The 23,979-nt window shown below is 37.0% G+C and carries 19 protein-coding genes, 1 pseudogene and 2 riboswitches; of the genes and pseudogenes, 6 read left to right on the top strand and 14 right to left on the bottom strand.

The features are described 5' to 3' along the window. Positions 1 to 369 precede the first annotated feature (369 nt). The gene (locus MKY80_RS07340; RefSeq protein WP_008176570.1) at positions 370 to 1,677 is read left to right on the top strand and encodes a GHKL domain-containing protein; all 1,308 of its coding nucleotides are present in this window, start codon (positions 370 to 372) and stop codon (positions 1,675 to 1,677) included. Positions 1,678 to 1,907: 230 nt separating this feature from the next. Here the strand turns inward: MKY80_RS07340 and MKY80_RS07335 are convergent, their stop codons facing one another. The 6 genes from MKY80_RS07335 to MKY80_RS07310 form a co-directional block, all read right to left on the bottom strand. Then, positions 1,908 to 3,371 (bottom strand): spore germination protein, encoded by a 1,464-nt coding sequence (locus tag MKY80_RS07335; RefSeq protein ID WP_089986559.1) that lies wholly within the window; start codon positions 3,369 to 3,371, stop codon positions 1,908 to 1,910. Positions 3,372 to 3,521: 150 nt separating this feature from the next. Further along, positions 3,522 to 3,989, bottom strand: a complete 468-nt coding sequence (gene ribE / locus MKY80_RS07330; protein ID WP_008176574.1) for a 6,7-dimethyl-8-ribityllumazine synthase — start codon at positions 3,987 to 3,989, stop codon at positions 3,522 to 3,524. A gap of 21 nt (positions 3,990 to 4,010) precedes the next feature. Beyond that, complete coding sequence (ribB, locus tag MKY80_RS07325; protein WP_008176575.1) at positions 4,011 to 4,625, bottom strand: 3,4-dihydroxy-2-butanone-4-phosphate synthase; 615 nt, start codon at positions 4,623 to 4,625, stop codon at positions 4,011 to 4,013. Positions 4,626 to 4,652: 27 nt separating this feature from the next. Next, positions 4,653 to 5,291 (bottom strand): riboflavin synthase, encoded by a 639-nt coding sequence (gene ribE, locus MKY80_RS07320; protein WP_089986560.1) that lies wholly within the window; start codon positions 5,289 to 5,291, stop codon positions 4,653 to 4,655. 247 nt (positions 5,292 to 5,538) lie between these two features. After that, positions 5,539 to 5,664: riboswitch (FMN riboswitch) on the bottom strand. 118 nt (positions 5,665 to 5,782) lie between these two features. Further along, positions 5,783 to 5,908, bottom strand: a riboswitch (FMN riboswitch). Positions 5,909 to 6,019: 111 nt separating this feature from the next. Beyond that, positions 6,020 to 7,645: an ABC-F family ATP-binding cassette domain-containing protein gene (locus tag MKY80_RS07315; protein WP_237068758.1), complete on the bottom strand. Its 1,626-nt coding sequence runs from the start codon at positions 7,643 to 7,645 to the stop codon at positions 6,020 to 6,022. 245 nt (positions 7,646 to 7,890) lie between these two features. Next, positions 7,891 to 8,052: a hypothetical protein gene (locus MKY80_RS07310; protein WP_008176578.1), complete on the bottom strand. Its 162-nt coding sequence runs from the start codon at positions 8,050 to 8,052 to the stop codon at positions 7,891 to 7,893. 207 nt (positions 8,053 to 8,259) lie between these two features. Here MKY80_RS07310 and MKY80_RS07305 point away from each other — a divergent pair, with 207 nt between their 5' ends. From MKY80_RS07305 to MKY80_RS07295, 3 genes are all read left to right on the top strand, one after another. Continuing rightward, positions 8,260 to 9,384, top strand: coding sequence for a YibE/F family protein (locus MKY80_RS07305; protein ID WP_089986562.1), 1,125 nt, complete (start codon positions 8,260 to 8,262; stop codon positions 9,382 to 9,384). Next, positions 9,381 to 10,145 (top strand): YibE/F family protein, encoded by a 765-nt coding sequence (locus tag MKY80_RS07300; RefSeq protein ID WP_090001330.1) that lies wholly within the window; start codon positions 9,381 to 9,383, stop codon positions 10,143 to 10,145. The genes MKY80_RS07305 and MKY80_RS07300 overlap by 4 nt, the downstream gene beginning before the upstream one ends. A 700-nt stretch (positions 10,146 to 10,845) precedes the next feature. Beyond that, on the top strand, positions 10,846 to 11,463 hold the full coding sequence (locus MKY80_RS07295; RefSeq protein ID WP_008176581.1) for an HAD-IA family hydrolase: 618 nt from the start codon (positions 10,846 to 10,848) through the stop codon (positions 11,461 to 11,463). A gap of 43 nt (positions 11,464 to 11,506) precedes the next feature. Here the strand turns inward: MKY80_RS07295 and MKY80_RS07290 are convergent, their stop codons facing one another. The 3 genes and pseudogenes from MKY80_RS07290 to MKY80_RS07280 all read right to left on the bottom strand — a co-directional run. Then, complete coding sequence (locus MKY80_RS07290) at positions 11,507 to 12,331, bottom strand: methyl-accepting chemotaxis protein (protein ID WP_008176582.1); 825 nt, start codon at positions 12,329 to 12,331, stop codon at positions 11,507 to 11,509. A gap of 100 nt (positions 12,332 to 12,431) precedes the next feature. Beyond that, entirely contained in the window at positions 12,432 to 13,388 is a 957-nt protein-coding gene (locus MKY80_RS07285; protein ID WP_171365175.1) for a VanW family protein, read from the bottom strand. A 405-nt stretch (positions 13,389 to 13,793) separates the two neighbouring features. Further along, a pseudogene (locus MKY80_RS07280) lies at positions 13,794 to 14,714 on the bottom strand (beta-propeller fold lactonase family protein); the annotation flags it as partial. A gap of 460 nt (positions 14,715 to 15,174) precedes the next feature. On the opposite strand from MKY80_RS07280, the gene MKY80_RS07275 reads away from it, so the two are divergent. Beyond that, entirely contained in the window at positions 15,175 to 17,667 is a 2,493-nt protein-coding gene (locus tag MKY80_RS07275; RefSeq protein ID WP_089986565.1) for a LuxR C-terminal-related transcriptional regulator, read from the top strand. Positions 17,668 to 17,827: 160 nt separating this feature from the next. Here MKY80_RS07275 and MKY80_RS07270 read toward each other — a convergent pair whose 3' ends face one another. Further along, positions 17,828 to 18,436, bottom strand: a complete 609-nt coding sequence (locus MKY80_RS07270; protein ID WP_043990164.1) for a CAP domain-containing protein — start codon at positions 18,434 to 18,436, stop codon at positions 17,828 to 17,830. A gap of 231 nt (positions 18,437 to 18,667) precedes the next feature. Further along, the gene (locus MKY80_RS07265) at positions 18,668 to 19,294 is read right to left on the bottom strand and encodes a hypothetical protein (RefSeq protein ID WP_008176587.1); all 627 of its coding nucleotides are present in this window, start codon (positions 19,292 to 19,294) and stop codon (positions 18,668 to 18,670) included. A gap of 168 nt (positions 19,295 to 19,462) precedes the next feature. Between MKY80_RS07265 and pgeF the strand changes: the two genes are divergently transcribed. Further along, positions 19,463 to 20,224: a peptidoglycan editing factor PgeF gene (gene pgeF / locus MKY80_RS07260; protein WP_008176588.1), complete on the top strand. Its 762-nt coding sequence runs from the start codon at positions 19,463 to 19,465 to the stop codon at positions 20,222 to 20,224. A 44-nt stretch (positions 20,225 to 20,268) separates the two neighbouring features. Here pgeF and MKY80_RS07255 read toward each other — a convergent pair whose 3' ends face one another. From MKY80_RS07255 to MKY80_RS07245, 3 genes are read right to left on the bottom strand one after another with little or no spacing between them, the layout of a single operon-like run. Beyond that, positions 20,269 to 21,381 carry a Ger(x)C family spore germination protein gene (locus tag MKY80_RS07255; RefSeq protein WP_342532397.1) on the bottom strand — a complete coding sequence of 371 codons (1,113 nt, stop codon included), beginning with the start codon at positions 21,379 to 21,381 and terminating at the stop codon, positions 20,269 to 20,271. After that, complete coding sequence (locus MKY80_RS07250) at positions 21,378 to 22,457, bottom strand: GerAB/ArcD/ProY family transporter (RefSeq protein ID WP_237068757.1); 1,080 nt, start codon at positions 22,455 to 22,457, stop codon at positions 21,378 to 21,380. Before MKY80_RS07250 ends, MKY80_RS07255 begins: the two co-directional genes overlap by 4 nt. A gap of 10 nt (positions 22,458 to 22,467) precedes the next feature. Next, complete coding sequence (locus MKY80_RS07245; RefSeq protein ID WP_089986566.1) at positions 22,468 to 23,877, bottom strand: spore germination protein; 1,410 nt, start codon at positions 23,875 to 23,877, stop codon at positions 22,468 to 22,470. Positions 23,878 to 23,979 lie beyond the last annotated feature (102 nt).

The raw sequence follows: 23,979 nt of genomic DNA, 5'->3' as shown, positions 1-23,979 counted from the left end.
TGTCGATTTCTGCAGGAGTCGCCGATCCTCGTTCCTTTTAACTTTTATATAAAGTACTTTAACTACAAATAGGAGTGAAAAGATTATATATGACTGGGACCCACTCATTTTTTATGTGACCTTTGTTTTAGAAACTTTTTGAATTTTCCATGAGTATAGGAAATGAGACTTAAAATATGCTGTTTCACCTTTTTAGTTTACTTTCTTGTAAAGGATTATTAAACTAGTGTTTACGGTGTGTAATTTTAAAGTCATATTGATTTTGTGTTTTAATTTATGTAGGATAAACAAGCATTGTTTGGTTTACAAACAAAAAATAGAGTTAATTAATATTCTAGAATATTAATAGATGAGGAAGTCCCGAGTAATATGAAAAATCGAAAAATAAAGCTTATATTAATTCTATCCACCATTTTATTATGTTTGTTTACAAGTTTAAACATCATTACATCCTATGTAAAAATTAAAAAGACCGTTGAAGAATCAATTGCTAATCAAAGTCTAGAGGCTGCTAATTCCATTGCTGCTTCCATCGATACAATTGCTTATCAGCAATTTTTGAATAATCCGCAAAAAAATGATTATTATTGGGAAGTAAGAAGTTACTTAAATGATGCAAGGGTAAAGCTAGGTGCATTATTTGTTTATACATTGCAGGTGGATAATCCAAAAGTATCAAAAGCAATGGTGATGGGTCTGCCAAGTGAACTAAAAAAAGGATTTGAAATAGGTGAGGTTTGTACTGTTCCAGCTAAACAAGTAGAAAAAGCCTATCATGGTGAAACCTATGTCACAGAGGTAATCCATGATTCAGTCCATGGTTCTTATTTATCTGTTGGTGCGCCAATTAAAGATGATACAGGCCAAATAATCGGTTACCTAGGCATTGATATAAGTGCAGATACATTGAATGGTATTAAAGGCAAAGTGATTGAAGATAACCTATTTATTTTTATTTTCAATGGTGTATTTATTTTAATTGTTGCTGGTTCTTTTTTATTTTTACAAAGATGGTACCAAAAAGAGGTAGCGAAGGAAGTAGGCGCCACAGAAGACACTTACCAAGCAGAAATCAAAACATTGATTACTTCGGTGTCATCGTTACGTCATGATTTCACGAACCATATCCAAGTTTTACATGGCCTTTTACAATTAGAAAAAACGGATCAAGCAAAACAATATTTAGCATCACTGTCGAAAGAAGTACAAGCGATTAAATCATTAAAATTAAATATTGACCATCCAGGTTTATCCATATTATTACAAACGAAAAAGCTAACAGCACAGAATCATAATATTGATATGGATTTCACCATCTCTCAGGGCGATTTTAATAAAATTAAAACGACCGATTTAATCAAGATTCTATCGAACTTAATTGACAATGCGATTGATGCTGCGAATGAATTGCCTGAGGGGCAACGTAAAATTATGATTTGTTGTCAAGCTGATGAAGGACAATATGAATTTAAAATTACGAATACAGGACCGAATATTGTAGACGCAAACCAAATCTTTAAACAAGGATTCTCTACGAAGAAGCATGAAAATGGGAAAATTCGAGGGCAAGGACTATTTATTGTGAAAGAAATCGTCCATAAATATCATGGAGATATTTCGATTGAATCATCGAAACATCTTGAAACGACTGCCATCGTCCATATTCCTTTCAAATAGCTACAAAATGTAGAGAGCTTTAGACAAAAACCATTGAGAAGATAATGACTCTCAATGGTTTTTGTTATTCTTTCTCTTTCATATGCGGAGAAATAGTCGTTCAGCACTACGGAGTTCTTAAAAGTGGATTAGAAACAGCTCATCTCCCGTAGTGGAATTAATTATAAAAAAAGACTATAGGCAAACTCCAATTTTTTTGAGCTTGTCTATAGTCTGATGTCAGGTAACGGTCATACCCCCTGATCTTTTTTTGATTTAATATTTGCCGTTCGTGTCCGGTCCTGTGGTTTTAGGAAGGACGGTCTTAGACTATAGCCCTTCGGCGATAAACGCAGTAAGGATTTTCCAATATTACCCTGTTCAAAATCTGCATTAAAATTAATATAGGGCACACCGAGTACACGCATATTTGCTGCATAGATAATAATGAAAAAGACCGAAATAAAAAATCCAAACAGACCCAAAAAGGCTGAAAATAAAATGATAATTAATCGAAAAATACTCATTGCTGTTACAAAGGCTTGATTGACGAGTGTAAATGCAGCAATGCTTGAAATCGCAATGATAACAATCATCGAAGGGCTTGTCACGCCAGCTTTAATCGCAGCATCTCCAATGATTAACCCTCCAACAACACTGATCGAGCCACTGATGGCACTAGGCAAGCGTAAGTTGGCCTCGCGGAACATTTCAAACATAAATAGCATCATCATGATTTCAAGTATCGTTGGAAACGGTAACCCCGTTCTTGATTCAACCACTGTCGCAAGTAGAAGATAGGGGAGCTGCTCTTGATGATACGTCGTTACGGCTAGCCAAAAACCAGGAAGTAACATACTAATCAGTATCCCAAAAATTCGGAGCACCCGTTCCATTGAACTGACAATGACCGGATATTCATTGTCCTCAGATGTTTTAAAGAGCAGCATAATATTGGCGGGAATAATCATGGCATAGGAAACGCCATCGATCATTATTAGTATTCTTCCTCTCATTAATGCTTGAAGAGCAAAATCTGGTCTTCCCGTATAATCATGTCTAGGTAGAACTTTAGCCGTCTGTTCAATTGCCTCCATCAGTAAATCACCATTGACGACAATATCTGTATCAATTTTTTGTAATTGTAATCGGATTTGTTCTAGCATATTTAAATTCACAATGTCTTCCATATATAAAACGGCTACCGTTGTTTTAGAGCGTTGACCGATTTCTAATGTTTCTACACTAAATGAATTCGTAGGTAAACGTTTTCGTAATAAAGCTATATTAATAAATACATCTTCAATAAAATCATCTCTTGGTCCTTTTACAACTAACTCAAGCGTTGTTTCCCCCGGCTCACGATTAGGTCTATTTGAAATATCACTGGAATAAATCAAATGATCTTCCTCAAAATATAATAAGACATGGCCTTTGTAGACTCTTGTAATCATATCCTCTTTCTTAGTGACCTTTTGTAAATAGGGCACATGAAGATGCTGTTCAATTAGCTCCTCTAACGTTTCATCAGAACCACAGTTAAATAAGGATTGAACACGTTCGACCACAACCGTTTGAAGGAGTTCTTCGTCTATCATAGCATCACAGGTTATCATATGGACTGTATGTTGCTGAAATTTATACTGTTGGAATATTATATCAGCAGAGCGTTGAAATAGTGATTTCAACATTTTCAAATTCATCATTTGTTCCATTGAAATACTTCTCATCTCCTACTGAGCCTGCTCAAATTTAGTACATTTATGAAAACTACGACATGTAATAAATATACTTAGGCATATTTTTCCCATGGACATAAAAATTATTCAAGAAACAAATACTGTGATAACCTATTCAGAATGTTCTTAGCCAATCATTTTTTGTAGATTAGCCATCTCAATTGCCGATATCGCGGAATCATAGCCTTTATTACCTGATTTCGTTCCCGCACGCTCAATCGCCTGTTCAATATTTTCTGTTGTAACAATACCGAAAATAACTGGTACATTGGTCGTTAAGGATACATTCGCAATTCCTTTTGCCGACTCATTACACACATAATCATAATGTGTTGTAGAACCACGAATAACAGTCCCTAAACCAATAATGGCATCATATTTCTTTGTCTCTGCTAATTGTTTCGCAATAAAAGGCACTTCAAAAGCTCCTGGCACCCATGCAACATCAATGGATGCTTCATCTACACCGTGTCTTTTTAATCCATCCATTGCACCATCTAATAATTTGCTTGTAATAAACTCATTGAATCGACCTACGACTACCGCAATTTTTAAATCCGTCCCAATTAATTGTGCTTCAAATGTTTGACCCATTTTTTAAAATCTCCCTCGTTATTAGTTTGTTGTAAATGATTGACTGCGATAAGCGGCTAACGCCTCAATGGAAATCATTTTTAATCCATGATGTGCTGCATACTTTGTCAATTCATCAAAGCGCATCATGTGACCATCGTCCCCCATAATTTCACAAATCACTCCAGCAGGAATACTGTGACAAAGCTTAGCTAAATCAATGCTCGCCTCCGTATGGCCCCTTCGCTCTAAGACACCATTATCCTTTGCGATTAGTGGAAAAATGTGTCCTGGTCGACGAAAATCAGTTTTTTTCGCCTGAGATCCCAACATCTTTTGTATGGTGAATGCCCGCTCAAAGGCACTAATCCCCGTTGTTGTGTCCATATGATCGATACTTACGGTAAATGCTGTTTGATGGTTATCCGTATTGTGCTGAACCATTGGGTGCAGATCTAACTGATGTGCTAGCTTCTGCGAAATCGGCGTACAAATTAGACCTTTTCCATAAGTCGCCATAAAGTTGATCGTTTCCGGAGTAATAAATTCAGCAAGCGCTAGAAGATCCCCCTCATTTTCCCGATCCTCATCATCCACTACGATGATTATTTTCCCTTGCTTTAAATCCTCTATGGCATCTTCAATTGCATGTAGCACTATTTTTCATCTCCTCATTATGTGATTTTAAAAACCATGTCGTGCTAAATAATCTCTTGTAATCATTGACTTGCCTTGCTCATTTTTCAATTCGTTTAAAATATATTTACCGACTAAATCTGTTTCAATATTGACGAAAGCGCCTACTTTTTTCATACCTAAAATCGTTTCCTTGTAAGTATGAGGAATCAGTGAAATCGTGACCTGCTTCGTTTCAACATGAAAGATTGTTAAGCTTGTGCCATCAATCGTTACGGAGCCCTTCGGAATACAGAAACTTGTTAGTTCCTCAGACAATTCGATATCAATATAAACCGCGTTGGCCACCGGACGTTTTCGTAAAATCTTCCCAACACCATCGACATGACCAGCAACAAAGTGACCCCCAAATCGCCCATTAGCAGGCATCGCACGCTCCAAATTAACCGGATCCCCTATTGTCAGCTGATGTAAATTTGTAGCTTTGACGGTTTCAGGCATAACATCCATCGTAAGCTCTCGATTCGTAAAATGAGTAACCGTTAAACAAACACCATTGACCGCTATACTATCCCCTAACCCCACATCTTCAGCAACTTTCGATGATTGAACCGTAATTTTCATACTGTTCTTATTGATTTGCAAGGCTTTAATAGTGCCAATATCCTCCACAATACCTGTAAACATTTCTTCACCTGCTTTCACACTGATCTTACGTAGCTTCTATCCGTGGCTTTTGGGTTTCTATCCGTCACTCTTGAGCTTCTATCCGTCACTTTTTGGTTTCTATCCACCACTCTTGAGCTTCTATCCGTCTCCCTTCTTAAAGCTCATATAAAAAGAAAAACCCCTTTGACAAAGGGGTTTTGGGAGTATAAGACATCAATAAATAAGCCTATTTGGATATACATTTTTTCCATAGACTAGTATCTTATTTGTTCTTCTCCCATCCAGACTATCACTGTCGGTTTTGGATTTGCACCAAATCAGCTTGCGCTCACGGACTTTGAATTGCTTCATCACCGCCGATTGGGAATTTCACCCTACCCCGAAGAACATCTTCTATTCAATTGATTGGCTAAATAAAAAAACTTCCCAACATACTTGCGGGAAGTCGTGTCATAAATGCATAGTCAAATAGACCTTCTAAATTACATTGAATTTAAAAAGCTCGCACTTATACCCTTCTCCCATCCAGACTGTTACTGTCGGTTTTGGATTTGCACCAAATCAGCTTGCGCTCACGGACTTTGAATTACTTCATCACCGCCGATTGGGAATTTCACCCTACCCCGAAGGATCATTTTATTTAGCTAGTTCTTACGATAACACTATTTAATTATATTATCTATACTTCTGTCTGTAATTTTTAAAAAAGGGGCCACCTCTTGCTATAGAGGTAGCCCCTAAATCCTTTAATGGCTTATTTTTTGAACATAATCATCATAATTTCCCGAAAAGGCCGTCATCCCAGTTGGTGATAATTCAAGCAATTTATTTGCTAGCTTATTAAGGAAATAACGATCATGAGAAATGCATAATAAGGTGCCGTCAAATTGCAATAGCGCCTCCTCCAAAACTTCCTTGCTAAATAAATCAAGATGATTGGTCGGCTCATCCATAATAAGCACATTGGCTTTTTGCAAAATAAGCTTTGCTAACGCTACACGCGCTTTTTCCCCGCCGCTAAGGGAGGCTATCTTTTTAAAAACATCCTCTTTCGTAAATAAAAAATTACCGAGTACTGACCGTATTCTTGCCTCTTCCATCGAAGGGAAAGTACTCCAAACCTCTTGTAATACCGTATTATTAGGATGTAATGTCTCTTGCTCTTGATCATAATAGCCGATTGTCACACCATTTCCCCATGCGATAACGCCACGGTCCGGAGACAATTCATGTAATAACGCCTTCAAAAGCGTTGATTTCCCAACACCATTTGGACCTACTAATGCGACCCGATCTCCTCTATCCAAGGAAAACTCAATATCTTGCAATAATATTTTCTTGCTATCTTCTAGCTGATAGGAGAGCACTACATCTTTTACCTTCAACACTTCTTTATGAGATCTCTTATCTGTAGCAAATGTCATTTGTGCGTGTTTTAGATCCTTCTGAGGCTTTTCAAGACGATCTATTCGTTCGAGCTGCTTCCTTTTGTTCTTAGCGCTTTTCGAGGAAGTAGCCATCGTAATATTCCGCTCAATATAATCCTCCATTTTGGCGATTTGCTGCTGTTGCATCGTATATTTCTTTTCCATTAATTCGCGATTTTTCACCTTGCTTTCCACATACTTAGAATAGTTACCGCTGTATGTTGTTCCATGGGTGCGTTCAATCTCATAAATTTCATTGACAAGGGCATCTAAAAAATAACGATCGTGCGAAATAACAATAATAGCACCCTGATAGCCACGTAAATAGCTTTCAAGCCAGTTTAAAGTCGCAAAATCCAAATGGTTAGTCGGTTCATCTAACAGCAATAAATCCGGCTGCTCTAGTAAAATTTTAGCAAGTGCCAGTCTAGTTTTCTGTCCACCACTTAATGATTCGATAAGAGTGTTTGTCGGGATGCTACCAAAGCCCATTCCATTTAACATACTATTTATTTTTGCCTCGACATCATAGCCACCTTGCTGTGAAAACCAATCTGATTTGCTGGCATATATCTTCATTACCTGTTCCAGCTTTTCGGGGTTATTGATGCAGGAAGGCTCACCCATCTGCATTTCCAGCTCTCGAAGTTCCTTTTCAGCCTCTTGAAGCTCAGTAAATGCCCCAAGCATTTCAGTCCAAATCGTATGTTCTGGCTGTAACCCACTATCTTGTCGCAAATAACCTAGCTTCATTCCCTTGCCTATAAAAATGTCGCCTTCATCATAGGGAAGATCCCCTGTAATGATCTTTAGTAGCGTTGATTTTCCTGCCCCATTTACACCTATAAGTCCAATCCGATCGCCACGTTCCATTTTCATGGTTATCTTTGAAAGAATCGGATCTCCCAAGTAGCTCTTACTAATTCCATTTAATTGAAGTATCATTTTTTCAATCTCCTTATTTATTTTATCCATTACTACTAAGCGAATTGCTCAAGAAATAAATGGACATATAAGGTTACACATCACTTTTCACTCCTTTCAAACAAACACAAAAAAGGCGCCGTCATAAAACGGCACCTTACAAACATCCCTATGAGAAAAAGGGCATGTTAAATTTTATAAGTAAACAAAAAAAGCGCCGTTACGAACCGGCGTCTAGCAATCTATACATCCCATTTAATTGGATGTCAATCAGTAAGAAATAAAGAAGGCAAAAAGCAACCGGAACCTGCATCGATATGAAATTTGCTTAAAAAAGGGCATACTTCTCCCTTAGCCAGCAAATCCCCACAAAGATTGTAAGATTTTACCTCTACTTCGGTTAAACCTTTCGCACAAACAGTTTCCATTACTTCGCCCTCCCTTCGAATTTATAGTATTAAATAATCTATCATATTTTTTTCTAGAATACAAATATCCTGCCGCTTTTTTATAGCATAAATGCCTTGGAATCTATCATTCCTATCGTTAAACTAGAGAATATATTGGAACTTACTATTCTTAAAATCGTTCCTGTACAAGTGACTATTTAGTCCACTAATTTGGAGGTCATTCCATTGCACTATTTTAAAAAAATAACTTATAAACAACGTATTTTCTATGCCTTGTTATTACTTGGCTGTGCCCTATCCATTTTTTTCGTTCACCATAATGAACAATTTTATGATCGACCTATTGCAGAAATTCTGAAAGTCAAAGTAACAGAATCTGAACCAATAACAGATATGTATGAGAATGAAGATATGTTGTATACACAGCAAATTAAAGCCGTACTTAAAAATGGGCAGCACAAAGGAAAAACGATTGATTTGACGAATGACTATTCTTCATCTGGAGCCTTTGATCAGGAATACAATGTTGGCAATGAAATCTTTGTCGCTATAGATGCACATTCAAAACAATCAGAGTTAACGGGCACCATTCTCGATTTGAAACGAGATCAAACAATTATGATGATCGCTTGGATTTTTATCCTTGTACTACTCATCATCGGTAAGAGACAAGGTTTATTTGCCATTATTAGCTTAGTCGTAAATGCCTGCATTTTAACATTGGCATTAGACCTTTACGTAAAGCATGGCAGCCTCAATTTATTATTCATAAGTGGGGTTTGTGTCCTATTATTTACCGTCATTTCCTTGTTACTGATTAGTGGTTTGAATACGAAAACATATGCAGCCATTATATCTACACTTTTAGGGACAATGATAGCCCTCATAATTAGCACTGCTGTGATGTGGTTGACGGGGGAAAATGGTCTACGCTATGAGGAAATGCAATTTTTAACACGTCCCTACCGAACTGTCTTTATGGCTGGTTTATTTATCGGTTCACTTGGGGCTGTTATGGATGTTGCCATTACGATGTCCTCTTCTATTTTCGCCCTATACGAACAGGATTCTCGTATTTCTTTACAAGCTTTGAAGGCATCTGGACAAGAAATTGGAAAAGACATTATGGGTACCATTACAAGCATTTTATTTTTCGCGTATATTTGTGGCTCCATACCAATGGTCATACTCTATTTGAAAAATTCTTCAACATTAGGACTAACACTATCCTTGAATCTTTCATTAGAGCTAGCTCGTGCACTTGCAGGAGGTATTGGAGTCGTCCTCACCATACCGATTAGTCAATACACCGCTATTTTTTTCATTAATCGAAAGCGGGTGAAGGAATGAATGTTATCGTTGTATTGGCAGGAATTTTATGTATATTAATGGTGGTAATTGGAGGAAAGCAAGGACTACGCTCGTTTCTTTCCTTATTTTTAAATTTCGGCGTGCTATTTGTGACTATTTTTCTTATGACAGACCCTAAAAATAGCCCTATTGTCCTGACGTTTATTGCGTGCACTGTTATCAGTTGCATTAGTTTGTTTTATATTAATAAAACGAATAGTAAAACCATTACAGCGTTTATTTCTACAATGGTAACGATTGTTGTTTTATTGCTTTTTATTACGTTTATAACGAAAAAGGCCATGATTCAAGGATTTGGGGAAGAATCAACGGAAGAATTAAGTATCTTTTCTCTCTATATCGGTGTTAATTTCGTGCAGATTGGTGCATCGGTCATTATTATGAGTACGATAGGTGCCATTATGGATGTTGCCATTTCCATTGCTACCTCTATGCATGAGATTTTTTATCGCAATCCTTCGATCAGTAGAAAGACACTTTTTACATCTGGAATAAGTATTGGAAGAGACATTTTAGGAACCGATACAAATACTTTATTTTTTGCTTTCTTTGGTGGCTATTTAAGTTTATTGATATGGTTTAAGGATCTCTCTTATTCGATTGGCGAAATCGTCAATTCCAAAGTCTTTAGTGCGGAAATGATGACGATTTTTTGCGCAGGCATCGGCATTGCCCTCATTATTCCTATCGCTTCCTCCGTCAATGCTTATTATTTAGTTAAAACACGAGAAAAAAAATAGAATAACACTCGCATAGATACCAGACCTATCACCTTAGCGTGATAGGTGCTGGAAATACGCTCCCCCATTAATTCCGGTCCAATTCCTATCATTTTTTCAATAGCTTTCAGCCCAAACATATCATCCTGCATTAGTAGTATGAATGATACAAACTATGTTACTACTTTAGTATCAGAGATATAGCTAAAAAAACATTCCAAATTTGAAATGGCCAAATGCTTTAAAGAAATCGGATATCAATTGACGCACACGTTACAGCAATGAAAAAATACAAAAAATATACCTTCTAACTATAGTTAGAACCTGTCTTGAACGTTAATTAGTCACAGCTTTCATCTTTAAGACTCTTCATTTTATTTCGTCTCACAAACAGCGGAATAGTAAAATATCCAAATTTCAGATTTAAAATCGTACAACACACAAAAAACGGCTTGCAAATTGAATAGGACTAAAATGAAACACTGTTATTTTCGTTATATAGCGTATTAGGTGTCTCAATTGATTTTTGTGACACCTTCTTTTGTTACATGATTTCCGTTGCAAACGCCGCATTTTCTGATAATATTTACCATATGATGATTACAGACCTTTTATTTTGATTGTTATTCCCTGTTTCATGACCCAATCAATTGCCCATTCCATGTAACATTTTTTTGCATAAAACGTCTATACAACTAGATGATAAAGGAGAAAGTTTGCCATGAAGCATATAATTTTTGATTTTGATGGAACGCTTGCGGATTCGACCGCCGTGTTTGCATCAGCATGGAATACGTTAGCACAAAAATATAAATTTAAAGGAATTGAATTGAAGGAAATTGATACATTAAAAAAATTATCGATTTCAGAACGTAGTAAATTATTTGACTTCCCCATGTATAAATTACCTATGATTTTACCGCAATTTTACAAATTATATCGCCAATCATTAAACGATGTTCATCTTTTTGAAGGGATGAAGGAAGTTTTGCTCGAAATTGATAAAAGAGGGTATAAGATTTTAATTATCTCTTCCAATTCGAAGGACAATATTTTAGAGTTTCTCAAAATGAATGGCATTCACTGTGTTGCAGATGTCCTTTGCTCCAATCGTATTTTTGGCAAGGATAAAGTCATGAAGAAGTTTTTAAAAGAATCGAATGTTTCAGCAACTGAAGTGGTATATATAGGGGATGAACAGAGGGATATTGTAGCATGTAAAAAAGCTGGAGTACCTATTATTTGGGTGGAATGGGGCTATGATGCAATTGAAGTTATACAAAATGAAGAGCCCGAATACAAAGTAACGACACCTGAGGAGATTTTAGAGATTATTTAGTAGAAGGATAATAGCCCTTTACTGGCTATTATCCTTTATATGTTTAAGCTTTGATTTCGCTAATATGCATTAACTTTTCAGCAGTATGATTTACTCCTTTATACGCATCGCTTAATTCATACATACTCGTGGCAAATTGCTGGGTAAAGGCAGCCACTTGATTAGCAGAAGCATTCACTTGATCAATCGATTGTTTAATGCTTTCTAATTGTTTCGTAATACTATTTGCACTTTCTGTACTGCTCTGGGACATTTTTTGTATTTCAGATGCGACAACTGCAAAACCACGACCATGCTCCCCCGAACGTGCCGCTTCAATCGATGCATTCAAGCCAAGAATTTTAGATTTCATCGCTAAGTCTTTTACTAATTGAACAATTACATTAATTTGTTCAATATCACCTGCCATTGATTCGGAGAAATTTGATAGTGCCCCTAAACGATTGGAAACATCTATACTGGCAGTAGCTAATCCTTCATTTGTGGCAGTCATTTCTTCTACCGCACTCGAAAGATCCGTCGCCAATAGACGCATATGATCCATTTTTTCATTAGAAATGATGGCACTTACTACACCTATAATTTGACCTCCATCAAAAATAGGCTGTGCCGAGGCGATATAGGCCATACCAAACCCCTCTGCTCCTCGTTCCTCTTTAACGAATCGACCTGAACTCAACGCGATTTCCGTTGCTGTTCCTCGATATTTATGTACTGGCTCACCTACACCTACTTTTAAGTCAACATGCTTCCCCGGTTTATAGGCAAGTACTTTTTCAGTGTCTGCCACTATGACACAAGCATCTTCTGGGTATGTTGCCTGATATAAATCCATCGTCTCTATGACGGCCATTAGTTTTGGATGCATTGTCTGTCCCCCTCCCCAAATATTTACTAACTATTCAATTTTAACTATATCATGACACTTATAAAAAGACACCAACGTCCTATGGTGTCTTTTCGTCGCATTAACCCTTTGTCAATATTTCTACATATTTTTCAGCAGTTCGTATGTCGATTGTCAAAAAATCTTTTCCATAGGTAGTTTGAATTACAAATGGAACATCACTAGTGTTCTGAAACCTAAAATCCAAGCTTCCATAGGCAACCGTCGCATCCCTTCCCTTTGGCACATATCCAATATCCAGAGAATGATGGTGACGTTCTACATACTTGACTTGTAGCTGATCCACTGCATTAAAGAGGGTCGAGGAAGTTTGACAAATACCCCCACCAATCCCCATTACCACTTTCTTATTAATAATTTCTGGTGCAGGCTGATAGCCATTTGCCTCATCTCGAGGTCCAACCATCGTATTAAATGAAAAATGGTCACCACTACCCACGATGACATTATTAATAGCCTTGGCAGAAAGCTCAATATTTTTATTTCTTCCCAAATCAGCGCTATTAAAATACGTCGTATAGGATGCTACAACGACCTCCTCTAAATAAGGAATGTCCTCAAATGAATATCCACTTTGCGTCAAATAAAGAGGTATCTCCACTTGACCACCAGTCGCAGAGGCATCCAGTATTCTCTCTACTAATTCACTTTCTTTTAAAATCATTTGCGGCCTTCCCTTGATTACTTTTCCTTCTTCATCCAATCGATCAAGCATCATTCGCTGGTCATAGCCCTCCATTTCATCCATCCCTCTTGCTAATTCCTTTGCTAACTGCTCGATATGCTGCTGATAGGCTTGCAAATTTGTCTCATAGCCACTATCCTTTGGTGAAATGGTTTCAATAATCTTCTTTGTTTTCGGATCTACAATCTCCACAAGAGCCGGCCCATTTTGTGGAACTTGCTCATAGGTAACTGGCTTTTTCATTTCTTCGACTGGCTGTTTTAATGGTTGATTTTCTTGCTCTAGACTTTGGTCGTTGTTCAAATTTTTTTGACAACCTACTAGTCCCACCATACATAAAACACAAAATGCGGAAACTAACTTCCTTTTCAACATATACACCTACCTCTATGGTCATACTACAGAGACATCTTATTCATATATTGCTTATAGTGTGTGGTTTTTGTAGATATTTATTTGTTTGCCTGACAAAATGAAACTTCCGGATCTGCTTACTCTTGACGATCACAGTTAATAAGGTAGGCTTTTTCTTATGTATCGCAGGGATAGCCTGGCACTAAGACAAGTTAGAAGTAAACGACTGCTACCCCAATATTTTGCTCTTTAATCATGCACAATTGACAGAACGTATCTTACTATTTTTTTCTTTGCAAAGTATTTGAGTACTACGAGTATTTTGTTGAAACCTTTGAGCTACCAGAACATTGGTGGATGAAATTAACTTGTCTTTATTACAGGCTATAGACAAATTACCCCTGTATCTATACCAGTCGGTCCATTAAACCCTGGGATTACATCCACTACCATATTGGTTGCTATATCTATGACAGACACTGTATTGTCCGTTTGATTTGTGACATATGCAAAAGTGCCATTTGGTAAGATCGTTACTTGGTCAGGTGAAGAACCAACAGGGATTGTTGCTATCACCATATTTGTCGTTGTACTGATGACAGATACGGTATCACTACCTTTGTTGACGATATACAAAAGTGTTCCATCAGGTGTAATGGCTGATCCTACAGGTCCTGTTCCTACAGGGATTGTACCAACTACTATATTGGTTGCAACATTAATGATAGATACATTATCGCTATTTTCATTTGTAACATAAGCAAATTGTCCATTTAATGTGAAGACAATTGATCTTGGGCGAATTCCAACAGGGATAGTAGCAACCACCATATTGGTCGCTGTATTTATAACAGATACACTACCTGAATTTTCGTTTGCCACGTAAGCAAACGCACTATTCGGCGTAAAAGCAATACCTTGAGGTTGAAGCCCTACTGGAATTGTTGCTGTCACGGTATTTGTCGCTGTATCTATGACGGATACAGAGTTAGCGCCTAATCCGTGATTGGAAACATAGGCAAGGGCTCCATTTGGTGAAATCGCTACACCAAGAGGCTCACTTCCAACTGGAATCGTAGCGACTACCGTATTTGTCGCTGTATCAAATACAGTTACATTATTGGAGAAGAGCGCTGGCACATAACCAAACGCACCATTTGGTGTAATCGCTATTTCTAGTGGAGCCGTTCCTACTGGAATGGTAGCGACTATCGTATTGGTTGCTGTATCGATTACTGATACTCTGTTATCAGGAGTTGCTAACTGTCCAGCGTCTGTTACATAGACGAGATAGTTACAAGTTGGTGGTACTGGTAAAAATGGGTGCTTACAACGACAAGGGCAACAAAAACCGCAGCAATGGCAATGACAACCTGGATTTGATTTAAACTTGATTTTAAAAAATCTTTGTTCTTTTCCCACACTGAACAACCTCCCAGACATATATGACTACTATATGCCCACAAAATTGAGTTTCTTGTATATTTACCTATTTGAACTTGTGTGAAATGTGTAGATTAGTTGTTTACATGAGATACCAGCACTTTTAGTTTTTTGGGGTGATGTAAGATAGACTTTGTACCATGTTGAAATGGATCATGAAAAAGAGGAAGAACGATGGCCTCAGTTTTGAATGTCCACTACCATTAGACACCAAAAAACAATGAAAGATGGAAATGATAGGACTATTAACATACGAAAAAATGATAATAGTTTAGTACAATGAAAATTATGGAACTTTTCTGAACTAAAGGAGGAAATTAAGGTGCCTCAAACATTATTATCTTCTAAAATAACAATGCCACATCATTCACCCACTTTAATAGAAAGAACTCAATTATTCGATTTATTCGATCAACATATACATGTTAAATTAACGATTTTACGAGCTCCAGCGGGTTATGGGAAAACCAGTATACTAACTAGCTGGTTGAAAAATAAAAAAGAAACCACTGCATGGGTTTCCCTAGATGCTGCTGATAATGATCCGATACGTTACTGGACATATATTTTACACGCTATTGCTAGGTCTTCTAAAAGTGAAATAGATCAGATTCTTGCACCGCTACTCAACTCGCAGGACCCTGCAACACTTGAATTTTTTATCTATTCTCTGTTAGAAGAAATGAATGCCATCCAACAGCCCATCTCGATTGTACTAGATGATTATCATGTCATAGAAAATCCAGTGATACATCAACTCATGACACAATTCGTAGAATATTTACCTAGTCATGCACATATCTATATGTCCTCTCGTTCCGTCCCTGCACTACCAATAGCTAAGTGGCGAGTTAAGCAGTGGATACATGAAATCCATTCGGGACATTTACGCTTTACGTTACAGGAGGTGAAGCGATTTTTTTCCTGCAAACATTTACCTGCTCTCAACCACCAACAGTTGCAAGCTATTTTAGATAAAACTGAAGGTTGGGTAGCCGGATTATTGTTAACTAGCTTTGCACATGACCCTGATATAGAAGCTTTGGAAGAAGCTGCACAGCCCTTTATTTCAGAATTTTTATGGCAAGAAATTATTCATAATCTACCTTCTGAAACACAACAATTTTTGCTGCGCACTTCCCTATTGCAGGAGCTGGACCCTGCTATTTGTGATCAATTGACCAAACAGACAAATAGTCTTGAACAATTGGAACATTTAGAAGCAAAAGGACTTTTCACCATTCGGTTGCAATCCAAACAGCCCATATTCCGTTACCATCATTTATTAGCGGAAGCATTGCAAATGGAATTAACAAGACAATTTTCGAAGCAGGACATACGTAATCTTGTTCTCGAAACATCTCAATTCATTTATGACCAAGGGGATTATATTTCTGCTATTGAATTAGCACTTAAACATGGACAATATGACCTAGCGACGCCATGGATGACCGATCATCTTGTTCAGCTTTTTTTATCAGGTCAAACAGCAACGTTTATGCGGTGGTTGCACCAGCTTCGTCGTGACCAATATAAAGTCTCTTATGAAATGCTAGTCATTGGCTTTTTGACATCGATTTCAACCACGGAAGTTGAAGCAGCGTCATCTCTTATGGAGGAACTTGAATTGCGGCAGCTGACTGAACAATGGATGGAGCAAGAGGAGCATGCGGCCATGACCTATATTTATGAAAGTGCAAAGGCTTTTGCTATCGTTGCCGCTGGTGGTGATTTACAGTTAGTGGAACAAATTATGAGAAAACAGCTCGCCAAAGGACATATCCCCTCTAGATGGGATCATGTGCCTATTCCCTATAATAGTTTTGAATATAAGCTTTTACGAACAAGCATTGGCTCAAAAGGAAAACTTCAAACAATGGAACAAGGAACAGTCATAAGTGAGCTTTTTCGAGAAACGTCTTTACAAACAGCTAATGTAACTGCTTTTAGCTATGGTGTTGCCGCCGAATCATTGTATGAACGCAACCTAATACCGTTTACCCATAAAGAAATCGAAATGGCACTTAAGCTTGGCCATCAGTTACAAGATCCTGGATTATGTATCCCCATGTATCTCCTGAAAGCAAAAATCTATATCCAGCAAAATCAAATAAGTTCAGCTGTTGCTATGCTGACCCAGCTATTAGAGGATGTGACGGAAAAGCACTGGCGTACATCTATACAAATTATGCAAGCCTACTGTCATATTATTGCAGGCGATAGTCATCAGGCTGAGTTGATCTTACAGTCTATCCAATCAAAGCAACCATTCTGGCTCTTAGTACATGCCCGTTTACTATTATTGAAGGAAAAGCCGAACGAAGCCTTAACGAGCTTAATTCAGATAAAAATGAAAGGTCAGCAGGAAGAGCAAATTGCTACAATTATTGAAGCCACAATTCTTGAAGCTATTTGTCAATACCGTCTAGGTCACCAAGAACTCGCCTTAGAAACTTTACACGAGGCTTTCGAACTCGCAGCACCCTTCTATTATGTTCGATCCTTTTTAGATGAAAAGGATTTAGAGCCGCTATTAGAAATTTATTTCGAACAGCTTCATCAACGATGGGAATCCATACCGACAGTTTATTTTAGTTACCTAAAAGAAGGGACCGCATTTCCTGCCAAAGCTCCATCAATGCTGACACAACGGGAAAAGGATATTTATGATTTGCTAGTAGATGGTATAACTAATCGTGAAATAGCTAAACGTCTGCATTTATCAGAAGGCACTGTTCGTGTTTATTTATCTACAATTTATAGTAAGCTAGGGGTTAACTCCCGAGCCAAGGCGATTGCCCTCAAAAAACATTAAAGCTCCTAAAAGGCACACTGATGCCTTTTGCTATAAAGATTCATTTATTTATAGTTGTACAAAATAATAATTTACCGCTCTTAGAAGATCTGGATATATTTAAATAAATTCCAAAAAAACTGCCCAAACTCAGTCTTACCTGATTGGGGCAGTTCTTCTTTTATTTTTGTATAAACATTTGCGTCCAGTAGTTGCCATCTGCTACATAACCTATACCGATATGTGTATAGGTTTTGTTGAGAATATTCGCACGGTGCCCTTCACTGTTCATCCAAGCTGTAACGACTTCTTGTGCAGAGCGTTGACCTTTGGCAATATTTTCACCGGCTGATCGATATGAAATACCGAAATTTTTCATCATCGTAAATGGCGTTCCATACGTTGGACTTGTATGGTCAAAGTATTTTTTATCATGCATATCTTGAGATTTGTATTTAGCTACTCTTGATAACTCCCAGTCGTCTTGTAATGCTGAGAGACCTGCTTTGGCGCGTTCCGCATTCACCAGTTTAATGACTTCTTGTTCAACGCTTGCTTGTTCCTTTACAGGGACATTTATTTTTTGTCCAGGATAAATTTGATTTGGATTGGCAAGCTGTGGGTTTACATCCATTAATTCTTGTACACCTGATTCCGTTTTCAATGCGATTTTCCAAAGAGTGTCACCAGATGAGACTGTATAGGATTCAGCCGCCATTGCCCCCACTGGTACTAATAATGAAGCTGCAATAACTGAAGCAAGTGCCGCTTTTTTTACTTTTTTCAACATGTCTATCATCCTTCCTGTTTGCTCTCCTATTATGGTAAATAGTTTTTGAGCAATAATCATCACAAAATATTTGGAAGGATTTTTACAAATACATGACAGATGAACAACAAAAATTTACGAATCCCAATTTAACACCATTTATCATGATGCACCTTGTCATCAAGTTGCAATCTAATTGTCATTAACAAACATTACCAACTAAATTAGTCTTCCATATTTACTGAAGAAACCCTACTTCGCTACTAATTTCCTCTTCATTTGGTAAATTAATAGAATATAGAGACAGTCATAAAAAAAGGTAGCTATAGAAATAATGGTAATAAACGGCGTACGGAAATAAAGATAAAAGCCAACTGCAGCAAACAATGTTCCAATCATCTTACAGACAGCAATGCCCATGGATTGACCATCTAAATTCCCTCTTCGTAATAATAAACCGATAAATAATCCTGACATCATGAGGTTTTGCATAAACGCTGCGTACTTCCCTTCAAAATCCTGAAATTGATGAATAATCCCTAAAATCATTAACATGCTGAAAATTAAAGTGACCAAAAAAGAGGCATATAATAATTTTTTAGACAGGATTCTCCGATATTCTGGTGGTGCAAAACGTAAAAATTGCATCAGTATAACGACATCTAATATGAGCCAAGTGAGCGTAATCAATCGTTGAAGGTCATTTTGTGGGTAAAGAAAAGTAAAGATAAATTCCCATGCAATATTGGCACAAATAGCAACCATAGGCATGCCGTATTTTTTATCCTTCCACCCTTTGTAAATAACTAATATATATGTAATAATCCAGAAAAGGCCCATGCCTATTTGGCAAATTAATAAAATATCTAGTTGAGCCATTTTTTACTCTCTCCCTCCACATATGATTCCTCATACTATATGTGAAGAAATCTATTCATTATGTCTAAAAGTTTGCTAGTAGAGTAAGGGAAAGTAGTAACAAATATTCAAGGGAATGGAACCTATACATTCGTAGTGGAATCCTATATAGTAAAGCGGGGTGATTGAATGAAATCAAAAATATATGTAGATAATGATCAATTTATCGCTGGCACTACCTTAAAGGATACGATGGAATTAGAGCATAATAATATGGCGTTGCATGTTTGCGATCATATCCATGATGTCATTGACAATCGTCAACAATTAGCAACAGCATTGAACTGCGACCTACAAGATTTTATTTGTACGGAACAAACACATAGTGCCAACTTCCATCGAGTGACCTTAGCCGATAAAGGACGTGGCGCCGTGCAAATGGATACGGCTGTGAAAAACACAGATGCTCTTTATACAGTTGAGCCTAATTTATTATTATGTAGTTTTACGGCAGATTGCGTTCCTGTGATTTTTTATAATGTGGCCAATGGTTTAGTGGGCGTCATTCATTCAGGGTGGCAGGGCACTATTAAAGAAATTACTCCTAAACTGTTCCAGCATCTGTTGGAAGAAGAACAATGTCGACCAGAGGATTTTCACGTTCAAATTGGTATGGCATTAAGCCAGCAAAAATTTGAGGTAGATGCTGATGTGTATGAGAAGTTCCACAGCCTTGGTTATGCAGAGGAATTTATGTATTTGAATACCGAGACGAATAAATACCATATTGATAATCAAAAAACGGTGAAAAAACAATGTGAACTTGCTGGTATTCCATCTGAGCAAATCCAAGTTGATGCCACTTGTACATTCCTTAGCCCTGATGGCTTCTCCTATCGTCAGGACAAACAGGCAGGCAGACATTTAAGCTTTATTATGCGAAAATCTTAAACAAACGAAAAGGACAATCCACTTCAGCATAAGGATTGTCCTGTTTATTTTAATGTACCAGTACTAATAATTGACGTCTCAACATGTACCTCTGTTTGTAATTTACTTATGACTTCCCTCGTTTTTTTGGTCGTCCACTTTCCATGATAGTACATTCTAAATTTTTCACTTAACCCACTAGGATCGACATCCATATTTTTTAGTTTATCTAAAAACTTGGTAATATCCACTTCTAGCTGCTTATTTACATCCTTCTCTAACCGACTAATGCTTTCAATCGTATTCAACTCGTATTCTCTCGCCCCTTTGTATTCACTTAACGTTCCTTTAATTTGTAGGTGAATGATGAGCTTAGGTGAGTCAATATTTTTATTACTTTGCATTTTAATAGAGCTCTCAATTAAATCAATCATTAATTTTTCCTCCCCATATCCCTCATGTAGATCTAAATGGAGAGGTGCTAGACTTTTTCTTCCTAGTAATGCTTGAACAATGAGTGCCTCCTCTGGCTTAATCACTTCATGCATATGGTTCCCCTTAAAAACAGCAACACCTTTAATTTCAATCTTCTCATCGCGTTTTTCAAGATATGGAATAATCGTATCCGTCACAGGATTCGTTATTGTATACATAAAATCATGGATATTCGTATTCGGATTAAATGCTGTATTTATACTGGGTTCCAATAAATCATTAATGTAAATATTAATGTTTGGTTTATCCGGGTAATTTCCCTTTATAATGGCTTCTGCTTTGTCCTTCACAATAGCAATGAGGACTTTATTGCCCACCTCAGCATTTCTGTATAGATGCTGAATGACATTTTGTATCTCACCTTTTCGTGCAAAATCTTCATTAACCAACACAACTCGTAATTGGTTAAAGACAATTTTTTTATCCGAAAGCTTTTCGATTTCTACGATGCCATTCGATACAAGATCTGTAGACACCGAAAAAATTTGTGTGTTTTGTTGTGCCTCTGGTGAATATTGAGGAATAGCGACCGTTAATTTCATTTGATCTTCATCAATATAATCAAACGCCATTGTTCCAACCATCCCTATATCCTCTAAAGGTACCTTCAGCTCTTTTCTTGAACAACCAGCCAATAACAATAAAAGCGCAAGTGTGATACTTAGTAGAAGCTTTCTATTCATTGTTGCACCTTCTTTTTTCGAACTATATAGATCATGCTTAAGAAGATTGGCCAAATAATTAGCATATAACCAATGTAATTACTTGCTGTAAAAAGTTTCTCTTGGAATTCTCGAGAAAATGGCATTCTAATAATCAAAAAAATGATAGCAGCAATCACATATAATTGATAACTATTTTTCTTTTTAAACAGCGTATCCACGCCTAATTTAGCACACCATACATAGGCTGTGGCTGTCGATAATATTAAAAATACCCATAATGTTATACCGATAATATCGATTCGTTCCACGAAGGTAAGTTCGCCGGCTTTAAATAAATTCAAAACGGAAAACTCTACGTTTTTCAACTGCCATTCAGAATAATAGATGACGCTTACTACTGTCGTGAAAAAACAAAGGAAAATACTAATCCAAATACCAATCAATGAATGACGAAAGGCTTTTTTCTGATCGATAATATATGGAAAGTAAAACATAATTAATTCATAGCCAAGGACTGATAAATAGCCTTCTTTAAATGCATTAAAGAAATCTAGCCCACTAAAATTGAATAAAGGGAGTAAATGACTTACCTCCCCTTTTTCAATAGCCCACTGTGTAAAATAGAACATGCCGATTGTAATAAAAAAACTCATCATGCAAAATCTAGCAATGGATTTGATACCACCACTTACAATATATATCAGTAACAGTAAGAAACACAGCACAGGTAAAGTGATGGTTTGCTCTTGTAACGCTGTACTTTGTATGAGATGCATATAGTTGCTAATAATTCCTGCACTAAAGATAATAAATTGAATGACAAACAAGAGATTAAGGCTTTTCCCTAAAACTTTCCCGAAAAGAATTTCATTGATACGAAATAGATGTTCATTCGGGTATTTCGAGCAAAGCCAAATCATGGGCCAAAGAGTTAAGGTAGCAATAATACCGAACAATACGGGCATAAACCACTCGGTATAACCCATAGCACTTAATTTTTGCGGCAATGATAGTATTCCTGTCCCTACCATAATACTCTGGGCCAAAAAAATGACGTGATAGCGATTTAACATCTTTACGTTAGCTGCGCCCAAGTCTTTTACCTCATTTCTCCTCTGTCGGTTTTTTCTGAGCACTTGATATGCCTGATTTTTTCGTTAAATAGTTGATAGGAAATCTGATGACATTATCTAACAAATCTGTTGGATTTCTCGGTATACCTGGTGTCATATAATGAGTTCCTAATGATTTTAAACTTAGTAAATGATGAATTAACCAAGCAAAGGCAAGCATTTGCCCAAATAGACCAAATAACCCAGCGGATAAAATGAAAATATAACGCACAAATCGGCTAGCATTACTCATCAAGAAAATCGGTGGTAGGAAAGATAATAGTGCAGAAGTGGCCACCAACACAATGAGAATATTACTAAGTAATCCTGCCTGCACAGCCGCAGTCCCAATGACAATACCTCCTACGATACCGATTGTTTGTCCTACTTTTGCCGGCATTCGAGAACCCGCTTCCCGTAATACCTCTACAATCAATTCGATAAATAACACTTCGATAAGAGGTGGAAAAGGCACTTTACTTCTCGATTCTTGAAGATTTAACAAAAGCTCATATGGCAATATTTCTGGATGAAAGGTTAAGGCAGAAATATACATGGGCGTAATCATGATCGTTAAGAAAAAACCAAAGAAGCGCAGCATCCTTAGTAATGAGGCTGTTGTCCATCGGTTATAATAATCCTCAATCGACACGAACATTTCAAAAAACGAGGTCGGACAGACAATCGCTAATTGGCTATTATCCATAAACATGACAATCCGGCCGTCAATTAAGTATCGACAAATACTATCAGGGCGTACCGTCATATAATATTGGGGAAAAGGGGATAGCGGATTATCCTCAATTAATTGCTTCAACACCGAAATATCTGTAAATAAAGGGAATTCCACCTGATCAATACGATTCCTAAGATCGTCTAAGTTTTTATGGTTCACAATATTATCCATATACATAATGGAAATTTTAATATTAGCCTCAGAACCAACAATACGATTTTCATTTTTTAGCTGAGCGCTTTGAATTCGTCTTCTGACTAGAGAAATATTGGTCTCCAAAGATTCCGTAAATGCATCCTGAGGCCCTATAACGGTTGATTCTGTTTCAGTATTTGTAATGGCCCTTGTAGGTGCACTATACGTATCCATACTTAAAAGTGCATTGGTTTCATGAAAAAACAGCAGTGTTTGCCCAGAGTTCAATTTTTTAATGACGCCTTGTATATCTTTAGGGTCCACATATTGAGCCATTTGATGAATTTGTTTGATATTATTGGTTAACGGAATAGATACCATTGATTGTAACGTCATTTTTTCTATAAGAGAGGAAAAATATATAAGGGTAACATCCCCTTCTTCTGTTGCAATCATATTTAGCTTTACATCATCTACATCATTTATTTCCTTCTTTAATTTAGCAACAAGCTGTTCAGGTATTTCGTGCATTCCGTTCAACCCCTTTTATTTCAACGAATACCAGTCTCCACACGTAGTTTTTTATAGTTTGGCATGTTTACGAATGTTTATGTAAAAAATATGCTAGCAAAA

Origin of the sequence: Lysinibacillus sp. FSL R5-0849, from assembly GCF_038595075.1 — a bacterium.
Classification (GTDB): domain Bacteria; phylum Bacillota; class Bacilli; order Bacillales_A; family Planococcaceae; genus Lysinibacillus; species Lysinibacillus fusiformis.
Note: the sequence above shows the minus strand (reverse complement) of the source record. Positions and strands in the feature narration are given on the sequence as shown.